The following is a 14,326-nucleotide window of genomic DNA, read 5'->3' as shown; positions in this document are numbered from 1 at the left end:
TTCAGCTATAGAACCTCTTTTATGACACCAAATGGATGATTTGGCTGCTATGAAATGCATCTTTTACGTGCTCATGGCATGTAAAATACAAAATCTGCCTACCGCCTTCAGATAAATCATACAGAACATGTAATACACGTTTCAGCCTTTCCTGATCAAAATGAACAAAACTGTCGTCAAGCTGGAACGGAAGCTTTGACTCACCCTGGCGCGTAACGGCCAAAGCAAAGCGGATCGCTGTATACAGCTGTTCACACGTCCCTTGTGACAGCTCTTCCGCATGATAGACAGTGCCATCGCGATGCATAACCATGATCGAATCATCCGTTTCGGAAAAATAAATGGTCTGGTAGTTTCCGTCAGTCAGAGGGCGGAAAAATTCTCCTGCCGTCTCCAGAAGGCGCGGAAGCTCGATTTTTTTATGCCGCTCCAATTTGTTTCTGATCACCTGTTTGACCATTTGTATGGAGGCCCATTTTTTAGCCGTTTCTTTCACACGTTCTTTTTGCATTTCGGTTTGAAGCTTGAGGTCTGAGACCATTCCCGAAGCCTCTAATTGTTCCTGTTTGACTGAGAGCAGTGCGATTTGGCTGCGGAGCTGCTCGATCTCCTCAGTCAGCCGCTCTTTTCTTTCATTCTCAACAAATTGCTTATCTTTCAATTCAGAAAGCGTATTGGAATCCGCCAGTTCAAGTTCCTCCGGGTACCCGCCTTGAAGCTGTGCGTTTACGTGATGAAGCTTGTTCTCCGTATCCTTCAATTGCCTGCTGATGTCGGCTATGGCAAAAAACGCATCTCTGTCTTTTGCAGCAGCCGCGGCAAATAACTGTTCAATCTGTGCGTGGAAATACTGTATTTCTTGCTCAAGTTCAAGCATCTGTTCCTTTGTATAATGAATATCTGTTTCAATTTCCTTTTTTTGCTTCTCAATTTCTTTTTCACGTTCAATGTTTTTCCGCAATGTGTGAAGGGCGTCCGAAATGGAGATATCCTGACTCTGATTCACGGGAAGAAGCATACTGACGCGTTCTTCGAATGTTCTCCGGTGCTTTTTCAGCCTGCCTGCTTCAATGGTCAGCTCATGCTTTTTCTTCACTTCTTTTTTAACATCCTTCATTAAGCTGTATGCATCAAGCAAAAATGATGGATCTTCCTTAAATCCGAGCTCATTCATAAAACGCTCAACCTGTGTAAAGGACGGCGCCATTTCGGCTTCCCACTGTTCAAACTGCTGGATGACCCTTTCATACGCCGCCTCTTTTTGCTGGAGCGCTGCACGCTGTGTGAGAAGGTGCTGCTTATTGCGGTCATCCTCCCATAACGCTCCTCTAAGCATTTCAGCTTCTGCTGGTGAAATATCCGTCATGGGCTGTCTTGTCTCTCGGCTGTTTCGAGAAGACGATTTTCCTGATACAAGCCAATACACAATAAGTGCAGCGCCGAAACTTATGGCGGGAATCCATTGCTGGAGCAGAGAAAAGAGAACGATGAACAACATACCAGCTGCAATGACAGTCTTTTTCTGTTTAGCCTGCTGTCTTTCAAAAAACGTTAGCTGTTCTCTGAGCTTCGCTTGCTCTTGGTGCTGCCCCTGTGTTTCATCATATGCTCTAAGAGCTGCTTCTTTATCTTTTCTTTGGCTGTTTTCAAGAATCGCGGACGAAGCGGCATGAACGGCCTTTTCCGCGTCTTCCAGCTCTTGCCGGGCAAGTTCAAACGTCTCGTCAAGCTGCCGTTTTCTGTCTCTTGCCTGTACATATTGCTGCACCGCTTGCTGAAGCTGCCATTCATAATCATATGAGGTGTTCATATTCAGGAGCTCATTTTCATCCGTTTTATTGAGCTGTTCCAGCCCTGCCGCTGTCTGCGCAGACGTCTGGCGCAGCTGTGCCTGAATGGCTGCCAGCTGTTCTCCCCAGGATTGGTACATATGAAACCCTGCCGAAAGCTCTTGTATCAGCGTTTCTTTCGCCAATAGTTCTTTATTGGGGATAAGCTTTTGCCTCTGTTTGTCCAACTCCGCCATCTTCACCCGAAGCGCCTCAAGCTGTGCTGATTTCGGGTGCAGATGGGATTCATATTTTTCCAGCTGATGCAGTCCGTCAGCAGGAAATTGTCCTGCATGTTCCGGAAATTCTGCAATCACCTGTTCGAGTGTCGCTTTTTCATTTAGCAATGGTTTTCGCTCAATCGCTCCCTCAATCATTCGGATATGTCCCGCCGTCTCTTTCAATTCGGTTTCCGCGGCTGCAAGGCGGGCTTCAAGCGTTCGTTTTTCCTCGAGAAGCTGATGATAGCCCGCTTCCTCTGCTTCAGCCTGTTTTAGCTTAACTGCCAGCTGCTTAAGCGTTTCCAGCTCCTGATTCAATTGAGGGTTTCGCCCATTTGGTTTATAGAGCCTTTCGCTTTCCTTCGTCAGCCTTGAATCAAGCTTTGATACGGCTTCAGCACCAAACAAGCTGGAAAAGAGCAAAAATTCCCCTATCTTGTCCCGATTAAAGGCGTGAATTTCCTGCAGCCCGAATACGTCGAACGAATATATGGCTTTGTACAACGACCTGTCTGTGCCCTGGAACAGCTGCTTTAAAACATCTCCCTGCTTTACTTCGCCCTTTTCTGTGTACACGCTTAGTTTTTCGGCAGTCCCTTTCGTCCGTTCGATCTTCAGCACCCCATACTCAGGATGTTCAGCTTCAAGAACACCGCCGTAGACACCGCCTGTTTTCGGTTCATACTTTTTCGTTTTCGGAAAACCGAACAGCATGCTTTCAATGAATGACATCATCGTCGTTTTTCCTGCCTCATTTAATCCGTAGATGACTTGGACAGGAGAGGCGGAAAAGTCAAAGGTCCGATTGGAAAATTTTCCGTATTGGTAGATATGTAAAGATATAATTCGCAAAGCTGTCACCGCCTCATGTATCAAGCACCTTAAGCTGTCTTTTCAATATTATCTGTGCCTGCTCTTTTATTTCCTTTACCTCCTCTTGGCTAAACCGGTCCGCGTGCCTTCTATACACTGGATGCCGCTCAAGCCCTTCCAGCACGTCTGACAGATCGCTGCGATCAATGTCTTCAAATAAACCGCCAAAAAAAGGATCAAGGTTTGTTAGGTTTGCTTCGTTTTCTGTCTCATCGTCCAATCTAAGAGGCCAAACGAAATGTTCCTCTTCCGCTTCTTGTTCCTGAAGAGCTTCAAGAAACTCATCCAAGGTGCCTTTTGGCGCCTCCAGCAGCCATTCCGGCGCCGTCCCTTGTAAAACAAGCCTTACACAAACAGGGCTCCCCTTTTTCCGCAGCTTCGAAAACGTGTCCTCCACCATTTGGAAGAGGGCTGTCATATTCTTTGCCTCCGTCACATCAACCGCCGCTTTTTCCCACAGGACATCATGCGCTCTCTGAAATTCATAAGATATATCTCCGTTTGTCACATGAACGAGATAATAGCCTTTATCTCCCGTCTCCTTTATATGGCGTGCTTGCGTGTTTCCCGGGTAAATGACTGCCGGATGCTCGGCAGATAGAACCTGGCGTTTATGTATATGGCCAAGCGCCCAATAATCCATCCCGCTTTTCACGAGGTCGTCATGTGTAAACGGGCAATACGGATCGTGTCCTTCAGATCCTGACAGCGTGCCGTGGAGCATGCCGATATGAAACGGTGCGTCAGTTGATCTCCGATAGCGGGCGGCTTGGTTTTCCGTCACTGCTCTGGCTTGATAGCTGAAGCCGTAAATGCTTGCTATGCGCCTGCCTTCTTTAAAAAACGATTTTTCTTCTGGAACAGCGGACGAAAAAATATGGACATTCTCAGGCCATTCAATCGGCGTCCACTCCCCGCCAAGATGATCGTGATTCCCAAAGATGACGTATACCGAAATCCCGCACTCTCTGAGTCTTTCAAACTGTTTTTTCAAAAAGAGCTGAGCCTTTAAGCTTCGATTGGCTTCATCAAACAGATCTCCCGCCAGCAAAATGAAATCAACGTGCTCTCTCACTGCAGCGTCTATCATATGTCTCACGCTTGCAAACGTGCTTTCTTTAATCCGGGCAAAAATCGGCTCCGGCAGATGCGATATCCCGTAAAACGGGCTGTCAAGATGAAGATCTGCCGCATGAATAAAGGTTAGTTCAGTCAACATTCTGCTCCTTTCCAGGATGAAGTACCCTTATTTTAGCACCGAATTCTTGCGAATGCACGTTCTGTCAATAAAGAAACAGCCTGAGAATCCCCAGGCTGTTTTCCAATCAGTTTTTCGCTAAACGTAGCGCTTGTTTGATCGCTTTGAACGCGCTTGAATTGCCGTAAATTAATACACCGCCTTTATAAATTCTGGCGCCGATAACGGCCAGTATGACAATGGTGAGCAGTGTGATTCCGATTCCGACAGCCGCCTGCCAGAACGGAATATCAAGCATGCCAACGCGCAGGAACATAATCATTGGCGTAAAGAACGGAATAAACGAAGTTACCGTAATAAATCCTGCGTCAGGCGCATTCAAACCGAACATCGCGATCATAAAACCGGCGACAACTAAAAGCGTCATCGGCGTGATCGTTTGCTGCACGTCCTCTATTCTGCTGACGACACTGCCGAGAAACGCGGCAAGTGTCGCGTACAAAAAGTATCCGAGCAAAAAGAAAATGACAGCATAGATGACAGTGGTTGCAGATACGTCGGTCAAATTAAGGAATCCGCCGACAGATGAAGCCGTTTCGCTCTTTTGGTTCAGCTTAAGCGACAGAGAGCCGGCACCTATAATAATAGCAAGCTGTGTGATCCCGACAAGCCCGATACCAAGCAGCTTTGCAAACATTTGCTGGATCGGCGGCATACTTGAGATCAGGATTTCCATAACTCGCGAAGATTTTTCGGTTGCGACCTCCATCGCTATCATGCTGGCATACATAATCACCGAGAAATAAATGACGAACAGCATAATGTAAACAAGCCCTACCGTCTGGCCAAGCTCTTCCTCAGACTTTGCCCCTTCTTTCAGCGCCTTCTGCCCCACAGTAACAGGCGCATAAAGGCTGCTAATCGTTTCCTGCGACACGCCGAGCTCCGCTGTTCCGACAGCTGTTTTGGTTTGCGTCAGCGCCTGCTGCAGTGTTTGATACGTGCTTTCATCAGAAATCGTTAACGCTTTATATGTTCCTGAAATGGTCCCTTTTTCATCTCGTTTGATGATGAGCATGCCATCGAGTGATTCATCTTTGACTTGCTTTGTGACCTCATCCTCCGATTGCTTCGACAGCTTCACATCAAGATCGCCGTCTGTATCCACCGCTTTCAGCTGCTTAGAAAAAACCGGATATAATTCGTTTGTTTCATCAACAACGGCGATTTTTTCTTTCGCATCGTCACCTTGAAACAAAGAAATGATCGACTCCAAATTCGTTACAACTAAAACAAGCAGCACCGTGATGACAGTCGAAATAATAAAGGATTTTGCCATAATCTTATTTTTGTATGTATGAGAAAGCATGATCCAAAATTTATTCATAGACGGCCCCCACCTTTTCTATAAAAATATCATGCAGTGACGGCTCTTCAAGCTCAAACTTTCTGATAAACCCTTTTCCTTGGAGCATCGCAAAAATCTCTTGAGAAATGTCTTCATTGGCAATCTGCAGCTTGACGCCGTCTGCCGTTTCCTTCCATTGAAGAATGCCTTCATGGGACTGCAAAAAGCGCAGATCGTCATCGGAGTGAATGGTAACATTCTTTTTACCGAAAGAACGCTTGATCTCCTTCAGCTTGCCTTGTACAACCGGTTTTCCTTTCTGCAATATGCAAAGGTTCTCACAAAGCTCCTCCACATGTTCCATCCGATGGCTTGAAAATAAAATAGAAACACCGCTGTTTTTCAGCGAGATCACGGCCTCTTTTAGCAGCTCAACATTGACAGGGTCCAAGCCGCTGAATGGTTCATCAAGAATCAGGAGCTCCGGCTTATGCAAAACTGCCGAAATGAATTGGATTTTCTGCTGATTCCCCTTCGAAAGCTCTTCCACCTTCTTATTCTCGTAATCTGTAATATTGAAGCGTTCAAGCCATGTCCCGAGCTCTTTTACAGCCTCTCGCTTCTCCATCCCTTTTAATCTGGCAAGATAGACGAGCTGATCCCTTACCTTCATTTTCGGATAAAGGCCCCGCTCTTCCGGCAAATAACCGATTTTGTTGCTGATATGATAATTCACAGGACGGCCCTTCCAGCTGATTGAGCCCTCCGTAATGCTTAATAATCCTAGGATCATGCGAAACGTTGTTGTTTTTCCCGCTCCGTTTGCGCCTAATAGACCGAACATTTGCTGTTCCGGAATATCTAAGTCCAATCCGTCAACGGCTTTATAATCTCCAAATGTCTTCGTTACGTGATCAATTGTAAGCACTGAATCTCCTCCTTCCCTGACCCATTATATACTAATTTTGGATAAAGCATAATAAAGGATTTTGATTTCCTTTTTAGAATATAAATGAAGAAAGACTGATAAACCTTAAAATGGAGGAGAAACCTGATGGCTGATTATTTCCTTACCGTATTTGATCTTTCGGGGAACACGCTGGTAAACGAGCAATTCGAGGCAGAACATGAAGAAGCGGCAAAAACGCATGGTGAAGCCCTCTTAAAAGAAAAAGAGCTTCATAGTCATACTCATCGTTTAGTCAATGCAGCCGGAAAGCTGATTTTGTTTCACAGATGATCAGCTTTCCGGCTGATCTGTTACGCTTGAAACTTCGGCTCCCGTTTTTCTAAAAAGGCACGGATTCCTTCTTGGTGATCCTTGGTCCTTCTCATTCTCTCTTGGGCGCTGCGCTCAAGGGATAGCACTTTTTTCAGTTCTTCAATTTGGAGGCTTTGAAAAATACCTTTCGTTTCGATCATCGCCAAAAGAGGGGAGGCCAACAGGGTTTCGATAATGGGTCTTGCGCCTTCGGCAGGGTCTCCGGCAAATGTCCCATCAAGAAGCCCCATATCGGCAGCTTCCGAGGCAGATAGTTTTTTTCCGCTCCAAATCAGTTTTTTCGCTTTTGCTTCACCGATTCTTTTCTTCAGCAAATAATGTCCTCCGCCGTCCGGAACAAGCCCAATGCCGATAAAATTCATCGCGAGAACGGCGTTTTTTTCAGCGAGCACAATGTCCGCACAAAGCGCCAAACTCAGGCCCAGTCCCGCAGCAGCACCATGAATGGCTGCAATTGTCACTTTCTTCATCTGATATAAATTCAGGGTGACAGCCTCAATCGTATCCATCAGCCGTTTAAATTGGTCAGGGTCATGCTCTGACATCATCATCCTGATATCACCGCCGGCCGAAAAGCCTTTCCCGCTTCCTCTCAGGAGAACGATGAGCGCCTCGCTTGCAGCCGCCATTTCGACTGCCTCCTTCAATTCAGACAGCATCTGTTCATTCAGGGCGTGATGGGCATCAGGCCGATTCAGGATAATCTCTGCAACGGCCCCATTACATGCATATTGAACAAACTCCATTAAAAGCACCTCCATGTATACGCTTACTTTTTTCTTTCTCCTATACATTCCCCGCCATCCCCAAATAAACCTTTTTATTTTTCAAGGTCAATAGATACCGAAAAATGCATATTGTTTGAATGGAAACATAAAGTTTTATATAGTGAAAAAGAAGGGATATCTTGATGAGAAGGGAGGAAAGGAACATGGATAAATTGCTGATCAGTTTTCTGTTAAGTTTATTTATGGTGTACTTTCCCCCTTCGGACGTGGTTCTGCCTTCCCAGTTTGAAGCAAGCACTGACAGCTATGTGCCTATGTCTTCATATCCGCAGGAAACACAATCGGCAAAAACGCCATCGCCGGGCAGCATGCACCCGGCTGAGCTGATCAAAGAGTACAGCCCGCTGGCGCAGTCTGTCAGGCAGCTCTCTGTCAAACCACTTGACGAACCGCTGATAAACAGGCTGGAAAAGGCTTTGGCCGTCCCTGTCAAATACCAGTCTAACTACCTCCGAATATAATTTGCTCAAGTTTTATTTGTAACTCACCCCATACTGCCAACACTACATTCGGAGGGATTTTCATTGAATATTAAAGAAAACGATCTGCCGGGCATCGGCAAAAAGTTTGAAATCGAAACAAGAAGCCACGAAAAAATGACGATTATCATTCATGATGACGGAAGAAGGGAAATTTACCGGTTTAATGACCGGGACCCGGATGAGCTTCTTTCAAATATTTCATTGGATGATTCTGAAGCAAGGCAAATTGCAGCTATTCTTGGAGGCATGGTCTATAAACCGCAAGCTCTGGAGTCCATCGAAATGGCCTTCAGCGATCTTATTATTGAATGGTTTAAGGTCGAAAAAGGCGCCAAATCGATCGGGCGCACACTCGGAGAGCTTGATGTCCGCCAGAATTACGATGTCACTGTGATTGCCATTATCAAACACAACCAGGAAAAGCTCCTAAATCCCGGAGCCGATTCGATTATTGAAGAAAATGACACCCTTGTCCTCTCAGGTGAGAGAAAGCATCTGAAGAAACTGATTCACGATTTTCTTTCTGGAGAGGGCGTGTGAGCCCCGATGGACCATCTTGTATTTGAAGTCGGAACTGCACTTGTCCTTGTGGCAATCGCCAGTGTGATCGCCAATAAAATTAAATTTTCGATTATTCCGTTTCTGATTGTGCTGGGAATGCTTGTTGGACCGCACGCGCCGAAAATGGGGATTATTGATCTAACATTTATTCAAAGCAGTGAAATCATCGAGTTTTTCGGGCGAATGGGCGTACTGTTCCTCCTCTTCTATCTCGGACTCGAATTCTCTGTCGGGAAGTTAATCAAATCAGGAAAATCAATCGCGGTCGGCGGGACGATTTATATTTTGATTAACTTCAGCCTCGGACTGCTTTACGGGTTTATCACCGGATTTTCCTTTCTGGAAGTCCTCATCCTCGCAGGCGTGATCACAATCTCGTCAAGTGCGATTGTCGCAAAAGTGCTCGTTGATTTAAAAAGAACCGCCAATCCGGAAACCGAATTGATTCTCGGCATCATCATGTTTGAAGATATTTTCCTTGCCGTATATCTGTCCGTTGTTTCCGGGCTTGTGCTAGGTGATGCGACATCCGTAGGGAGTGCACTCTTGTCCATTTTGATCGCCTTCGGTTATATGCTGCTGTTTTTTATCGCAGCAAGAAAACTCCCGCCGCTGTTGAACAAACTGTTGGACATTCGCTCAAACGAAGTGTTTATTATCGTCATTTTCGCAGCACTCTTTTTTATCGCCGGGTTTTCAGAGACGATTCATGTAGCAGAAGCAATCGGCGCGCTGCTGCTCGGTTTGGTCTTTTCAGAAACAGAGCATTCCGATAGGATTGAACACCTCGTTGTTCCGTTTCGCGACTTCTTCGGTGCGATGTTCTTTTTCAGCTTCGGCCTCAGTATCGATCCGTTTTCGCTTGGTGAAGCGGTTTGGCTTGCGTTGGGTGCAGTGATTTTGACCATTCTGGGAAATTTTATCGCCGGAATGGTGGCAGGACGACGCGCAGGGCTTTCTCATAAGGCTTCATCGAATATCGGGCTGACGATCGTATCGCGGGGAGAATTTTCGATTATCGTTGCGAATCTCGGAATAGCCGGCGGACTGTCAGCCACATTAAAGCCGTTTGCCGCATTATATGTCCTCATTCTGGCGATTTTGGGACCGCTTGTCACAAAGGAATCAAAACGAATTTACCGCTTGCTGAACAAGGTATTTAAATGGAAGCCTGAGGTTCAGCCCGCAAAAAAACAGGGATAAAAAAAGCAGCACTGTAATCAGTGCTGCTTTGTCGTTTTTTCAAAAATCTGCTCTAAATATTTGATTTTTTCGTCCGTGTAGTGCTCGAAGCGCTCATTGTACGATTTCGGATCTTTCGGATTCGCAAAATGCGTGATTTTCCCTGTATCCCGATCAATAAATTTACTAGCAGCGCCGCAGCCGATTCCGATAATCGTCTGGACCTCTTCCATAATCATAATGTTGTAGATGCTTTCTTGTCCCGGCAAAGAGTATCCGACGTTTTCAAGGTTTCCAAGAATGTTTTTCTGGCGGTATAAATAATAAGGCACGTACCCATGCTCTTTCGTCCAGGCTACCGCGTCTTCCATCATTTGAGAAACCTCTTCCCTGCCGGCAACTTTGTACTTATGCTTGTTTCTCGTCATTTCTGACGCCCGTTTAAATGAAAGAGTATGAACGGTAAGGGATTCCGGCATCAGTTTTTCTGTTTCTGAAAGACTGTGCCTGAACTCCTTCACGCCTTCCCCAGGCAAACCAATAATCAAGTCCATGTTGATATTATTCATGCCATGCTGGCGTGACAGATGATATTTCTCAATGGTCTCTTCAACCGTATGGTGCCGCCCGATCGCCTTTAGCGTTTCGTTTTCGTAGGATTGCGGATTGATGCTGATCCGATCAATGTCATATTTGTTTAAAACGGCGAGTTTTTCTTCTGTAATCGTGTCAGGACGACCGGCCTCCACCGTAATCTCACGAATGTTTTTCACATCCGGGAAGGAGCGGACCATTTCTTCATACAGCAGATCCATCTCCTCCGCTGTAATGCTTGTCGGCGTCCCGCCGCCAAAGTAAATGGTTGTAACCTTAACATCATGCTCCTTCAGCCATTCACCGATTTTCTGCATTTCGTAATGCAGTCCCCATAGGAATGAGCCGACTCTGCCCGCCTGTCCTTGGATAGCGTACGCAGGGAATGTGCAATACGCGCATTTTGTCGGGCAGAACGGAATGCCGATATAAATGCTGACTTCATCCTTTACTCGGTACAAATCCGGAACTGCCGCCAGCTGACGGTCAACAATTTCCTGCATTAGCATGATTTTTTCATCATGAATTAAATAGTCTTTTTTCAACTCAGCATGCGCTTGCTCCTTGGACATTCCGCTTTGCAGTTTTTTATGAAGCAGCTTTGTGGGCCGGATTCCTGTGAGGATTCCCCACTTCTGCGTAATGCCCGTATGCGCCTGAAGAAGATTGAGATACACATAAGAAATTGTGTTTTTCACTTGCTTAAAAGCTTCTTTTTCATTCATGCCGGGAGAAAAGAATTTTGTATGCTGTTCCTTTATGCCAGTACCCTTCACTTCTCCCGAAACCGTCACATGCTCATCCGTTTGTGACAACGCTAAAGAAATGACAAAATCTGCGGGCTCCTCTCCGCCATACGCAAGCTCGCACTCTTCATAAAACAAATTTGCAATATTTTGCAGAGGCCGATGCAGGCGGTCATCATGTATGCCTTCTATTTTAATTTGCAATTTCATCACCTAATTTATCAGATTCAAAACTTTCTTTAGTGTACAGAAATAAACTGCTAAAATCAATCCGGCAAAAAAGCCGCCGCACCTGTCAGGGCGCGAGCGGCTTTTTTACACACGTTTCATGTGGAACTTATCAAGAAATCCTTTTCGCTGCTGCATTCGGAAATATTCCTTCATCATATAAGCGACACCTTGCTCGTCATTGGACCTTGTAACCCAATCTGCCTTTCTCTTAATTTCCGGAACGGCATTCCCCATCGCTACCCCAAGACCGGCAAGTTCGATCATCGGCAGATCGTCATACTGATGCCCAATGGCCACGACATCATCCATACTCAGGCCCAGCTCTGAAGCGACGAGGGCCAAACCCGCTTCCTTCGAGACACCTTTCGGGACGATATTCAGCTTCTCATCGTTTACGCGAATCACATCCACTGCAGGGAAGGCTTTTGTAATCGTTTCTGTAATGTCATGCTGAATGTCGTGCTCCGTGTACACCTCGATGACGGGTGCACTCACCGGCTCATCCATGAGGAGATCGCTTAATGATTCAACGAACTGGACTGGATAAAAGATCGGGTCAGACGGATGAATGAGTGCTTTACCCAATAAATTCGAATTCACCTTTTTCTTGTTTCCGATGGAATACTTTTCGTGAAGAAGCCGAATATTACATTGATAGCTCTCCAGCACTTGAACAATGTTAAAGGTATGATCATCAGAAATTCTTTTTTCAAAAAACGGGGCGTCAATTTTCTCAGCGATATATGCCCCGCTATGGGTGATCAGCTTGGCATCAAGCTTTAGCGATTTCGCTATTTTCTGTGCTGAGCGAAAATGACGGTTGGTCACAAGTGTGACGTAAATCCCTTTTTTCTTTACATATTCAATCGCGTCTTTCGTTGCCTGATGAATCTTCCCGTTCGACCGAAGCAGCGCTCCATCTATATTTAAGGCAAGCAATTGTTTTGACACAGAGATGTCCCCCTCCTTGATGACTGTACTTGTGTATAGGATATGACCCTGTCTCTGTGTTTAGAACAACCTTTTCTTAAAGCAAAAAAAGCCTGGCTCAGCAGACTTTATGTATGGCTTGTTGATAGGATACGATCGAAGCAGCCATTCTCCCTAATATCGTTATTTCGATTTACGAAAAATCATGTATCAGGAACCCCTTGTTTGACCAATGATGCGCTCCGAACACTTACTCTCTGTTGCTTATCCCCTCTATATAACGGCATGATATGCGACCGTATCCATTTGAAATAGGTAAGTGTAGGCGCTTTCAATGTTATTATCTCAGTTTTCTTTTCCGATGACAAGGGTTTTTTTAACTAAAAAAAGTAACCAACTTTTGTATATCCGTGGTAGGATCAGTTGTTAATTTTTAGGACTATACACTTGATCCAGAACGTACATTCCCATACAATATAAATAATAAACGAAAAAGCGGTGTTTATATGGCTGATTTAAAAGAAATATATAATGAAGAACTGATATCTCAGTTGATCCATCATGTAAGGTCATCCTATCCTGATTTTAACAAAAACAGATTCTTGGATACATTACGGCTGGAGGACTGGCCTGAACTCACTTTAAAAGAGCGGATGCGCCGCGTGACAGTTTCTTTATACGAAACTTTGCCAAAACAATACGTTGAAGCGCTCACAATTTTACGGGATACAGCCCCTCATTTTAAAGGACTCAGCGGAATTTTATTTCCAGATTATGTGGAACAGTACGGGTTAGCGCATTGGGAAGAATCAATAAAGGCATTGGAATACTTTACGCAATATTCGACCTCAGAATTTGCTGTAAGGCCTTTTTTGCTGTTAGATCAAGAAAAGATGATTGCACAATTGCTTGCATGGTCTGAGCATAAAAATGAACACGTGAGAAGACTTGCGAGCGAAGGCAGCAGGCCCCGCCTGCCATGGGGAAAATCGATACCGGCTTTGAAATCGGACCCTTCCCCCGTATTGCCGATCCTTGAAAAGCTGATGCAGGACGAGTCCTTATATGTAAGAAAAAGCGTGGCCAACAACCTTAATGATATATCAAAAACGCATCCTCATTTACTGAGAAAAGTCGCAGATCAATGGTACGGAACACATCCCCATACAGACTGGATTATCAAACACGCCTATCGGACCTTATTAAAAAAGGGTGATAAACAGGCCTTAGCGCTTTTTGGTTATGAAAATGCTGATTCGATACAACTACATGATTTAACATGCCAGCCCAAACGTATAGTTATTGGCGAAAGCCTTGAATTTTCTTTCTATATTCATTCAGACAGGGATCAAAAAGTAAGAATTGAGTACGCAATTGATTTTGTAAAAGCAAGAGGCCAGCGTCATCAGAAAGTATTTAAAATAACAGAAACAAATATACGAAAAAACGAAACGAAATCATACACAAGAATCCAATCCTTTAAGGATTTAACCACCAGAAAGCATTACAAAGGAATTCATACATTATCAGTGATCATCAATGGAGAGGTAAAAGATTCATTGGATTTCCAAGTTTGCTGAATGAATAAAAAATCCCTTCTTATCCAAGAAGGGATTTTGCTTATTAGCCTTCAACACTGCCGTAAAGCTCTTCTAAAGGCTTCATAATGATTTTGTTCAATTCACCAATCAGCATGCTCATGCGCTGCTCCGCTTCCATCAGCTGAGAAATTTTTTCGTGCTGCTGTACAAGCGCAACTGTTTTTTGAGCCTGCGTCACTTCTTCTTGTGTAATCTCTTCTCCTGCCATTTGTTTTTGCTGGAGTCTAAGCTGTACATCACGGAAGTTTTCGAACATGCGCTTCGCTGATTCATCTGCGTTAACTTCGTCGTAAAGGTTTTTTAAACGGGTGAACTCTTCGCTCCCGCGTAATGCATTTTCCAGATCATATGCTACATCATAAAAATTAACAGCCATTGTAAATAGCTCCTTTCATCATTGCCGTTTGACATACCACTCCACTATAACAGACTATGGAGCTCCTTTCATTAATCAAAACCC

At 44.9% G+C, this 14,326-nt stretch carries 13 protein-coding genes; 5 read left to right on the top strand and 8 right to left on the bottom strand.

The window, feature by feature from the left end; all coding sequences use genetic code 11:
* Positions 1-19: 19 nt before the first annotated feature.
* From sbcE to MKY10_RS05305, 4 genes are all read right to left on the bottom strand, one after another.
* On the bottom strand, positions 20-2,911 hold the full coding sequence (sbcE, locus tag MKY10_RS05320) for a DNA repair/recombination ATPase SbcE (RefSeq protein ID WP_015252443.1): 2,892 nt from the start codon (positions 2,909-2,911) through the stop codon (positions 20-22).
* A 4-nt stretch (positions 2,912-2,915) separates the two neighbouring features.
* Complete coding sequence (locus MKY10_RS05315) at positions 2,916-4,142, bottom strand: exonuclease SbcCD subunit D (protein ID WP_015252444.1); 1,227 nt, start codon at positions 4,140-4,142, stop codon at positions 2,916-2,918.
* Between the two features lie 106 nt (positions 4,143-4,248).
* The gene (locus tag MKY10_RS05310; RefSeq protein WP_003244912.1) at positions 4,249-5,508 is read right to left on the bottom strand and encodes an ABC transporter permease; all 1,260 of its coding nucleotides are present in this window, start codon (positions 5,506-5,508) and stop codon (positions 4,249-4,251) included.
* A complete protein-coding gene (locus tag MKY10_RS05305) occupies positions 5,501-6,397 on the bottom strand; it encodes an ABC transporter ATP-binding protein (RefSeq protein ID WP_003233262.1) in 897 nt (298 codons plus the stop codon). Before MKY10_RS05305 ends, MKY10_RS05310 begins: the two co-directional genes overlap by 8 nt.
* Positions 6,398-6,523: 126 nt before the next feature.
* Here MKY10_RS05305 and MKY10_RS05300 point away from each other — a divergent pair, with 126 nt between their 5' ends.
* Positions 6,524-6,709, top strand: coding sequence for a YhzD family protein (locus tag MKY10_RS05300; RefSeq protein ID WP_044052579.1), 186 nt, complete (start codon positions 6,524-6,526; stop codon positions 6,707-6,709).
* 20 nt (positions 6,710-6,729) lie between these two features.
* Here the strand turns inward: MKY10_RS05300 and MKY10_RS05295 are convergent, their stop codons facing one another.
* Positions 6,730-7,497: an enoyl-CoA hydratase gene (locus tag MKY10_RS05295; protein WP_015252445.1), complete on the bottom strand. Its 768-nt coding sequence runs from the start codon at positions 7,495-7,497 to the stop codon at positions 6,730-6,732.
* A gap of 164 nt (positions 7,498-7,661) precedes the next feature.
* Here MKY10_RS05295 and khtS point away from each other — a divergent pair, with 164 nt between their 5' ends.
* The 3 genes from khtS to khtU all read left to right on the top strand — a co-directional run bounded on the left by khtS (position 7,662) and on the right by khtU (position 9,785).
* The gene (gene khtS, locus MKY10_RS05290) at positions 7,662-8,000 is read left to right on the top strand and encodes a K(+)/H(+) antiporter modulator KhtS (RefSeq protein WP_010886463.1); all 339 of its coding nucleotides are present in this window, start codon (positions 7,662-7,664) and stop codon (positions 7,998-8,000) included.
* A gap of 63 nt (positions 8,001-8,063) precedes the next feature.
* Positions 8,064-8,561: a K(+)/H(+) antiporter subunit KhtT gene (khtT, locus tag MKY10_RS05285; protein WP_003233269.1), complete on the top strand. Its 498-nt coding sequence runs from the start codon at positions 8,064-8,066 to the stop codon at positions 8,559-8,561.
* Positions 8,562-8,567: 6 nt separating this feature from the next.
* Positions 8,568-9,785 (top strand): K(+)/H(+) antiporter subunit KhtU, encoded by a 1,218-nt coding sequence (gene khtU, locus MKY10_RS05280; RefSeq protein WP_038428703.1) that lies wholly within the window; start codon positions 8,568-8,570, stop codon positions 9,783-9,785.
* A 17-nt stretch (positions 9,786-9,802) separates the two neighbouring features.
* Here khtU and MKY10_RS05275 read toward each other — a convergent pair whose 3' ends face one another.
* A complete protein-coding gene (locus MKY10_RS05275) occupies positions 9,803-11,308 on the bottom strand; it encodes a coproporphyrinogen III oxidase (RefSeq protein WP_014479327.1) in 1,506 nt (501 codons plus the stop codon).
* 111 nt (positions 11,309-11,419) lie between these two features.
* Entirely contained in the window at positions 11,420-12,286 is an 867-nt protein-coding gene (locus MKY10_RS05270; protein WP_003233277.1) for a Cof-type HAD-IIB family hydrolase, read from the bottom strand.
* A gap of 485 nt (positions 12,287-12,771) precedes the next feature.
* Between MKY10_RS05270 and MKY10_RS05265 the strand changes: the two genes are divergently transcribed.
* A complete protein-coding gene (locus MKY10_RS05265) occupies positions 12,772-13,845 on the top strand; it encodes a DNA alkylation repair protein (protein WP_015252449.1) in 1,074 nt (357 codons plus the stop codon).
* A 43-nt stretch (positions 13,846-13,888) separates the two neighbouring features.
* On the opposite strand, the gene MKY10_RS05260 is transcribed toward MKY10_RS05265, so the two are convergent.
* Positions 13,889-14,242 carry a YlbF family regulator gene (locus MKY10_RS05260; RefSeq protein WP_003224239.1) on the bottom strand — a complete coding sequence of 118 codons (354 nt, stop codon included), beginning with the start codon at positions 14,240-14,242 and terminating at the stop codon, positions 13,889-13,891.
* Positions 14,243-14,326 lie beyond the last annotated feature (84 nt).

Source organism: Bacillus sp. FSL P4-0290 (genome assembly GCF_037975435.1).
GTDB classification, from domain to species: Bacteria; Bacillota; Bacilli; order Bacillales; family Bacillaceae; genus Bacillus; species Bacillus subtilis.
The sequence above is the reverse complement of the archived record's forward strand: the minus strand, read 5'-3'. Positions and strand labels throughout refer to the sequence as shown.

Coding starts and splice junctions, on each gene's coding strand:
- MKY10_RS05315 (WP_015252444.1), bottom strand. CDS start 4,142: ATGTTGACTGAACTAACCTTTATTCATGCGGCAGATCTTCATCTTGAC.
- MKY10_RS05310 (WP_003244912.1), bottom strand. CDS start 5,508: ATGAATAAATTTTGGATCATGCTTTCTCATACATACAAAAATAAGATT.
- MKY10_RS05300 (WP_044052579.1), top strand. CDS start 6,524: ATGGCTGATTATTTCCTTACCGTATTTGATCTTTCGGGGAACACGCTG.
- MKY10_RS05295 (WP_015252445.1), bottom strand. CDS start 7,497: ATGGAGTTTGTTCAATATGCATGTAATGGGGCCGTTGCAGAGATTATC.
- khtS (WP_010886463.1), top strand. CDS start 7,662: ATGAGAAGGGAGGAAAGGAACATGGATAAATTGCTGATCAGTTTTCTG.
- khtU (WP_038428703.1), top strand. CDS start 8,568: ATGGACCATCTTGTATTTGAAGTCGGAACTGCACTTGTCCTTGTGGCA.
- MKY10_RS05265 (WP_015252449.1), top strand. CDS start 12,772: ATGGCTGATTTAAAAGAAATATATAATGAAGAACTGATATCTCAGTTG.
- MKY10_RS05260 (WP_003224239.1), bottom strand. CDS start 14,242: ATGGCTGTTAATTTTTATGATGTAGCATATGATCTGGAAAATGCATTA.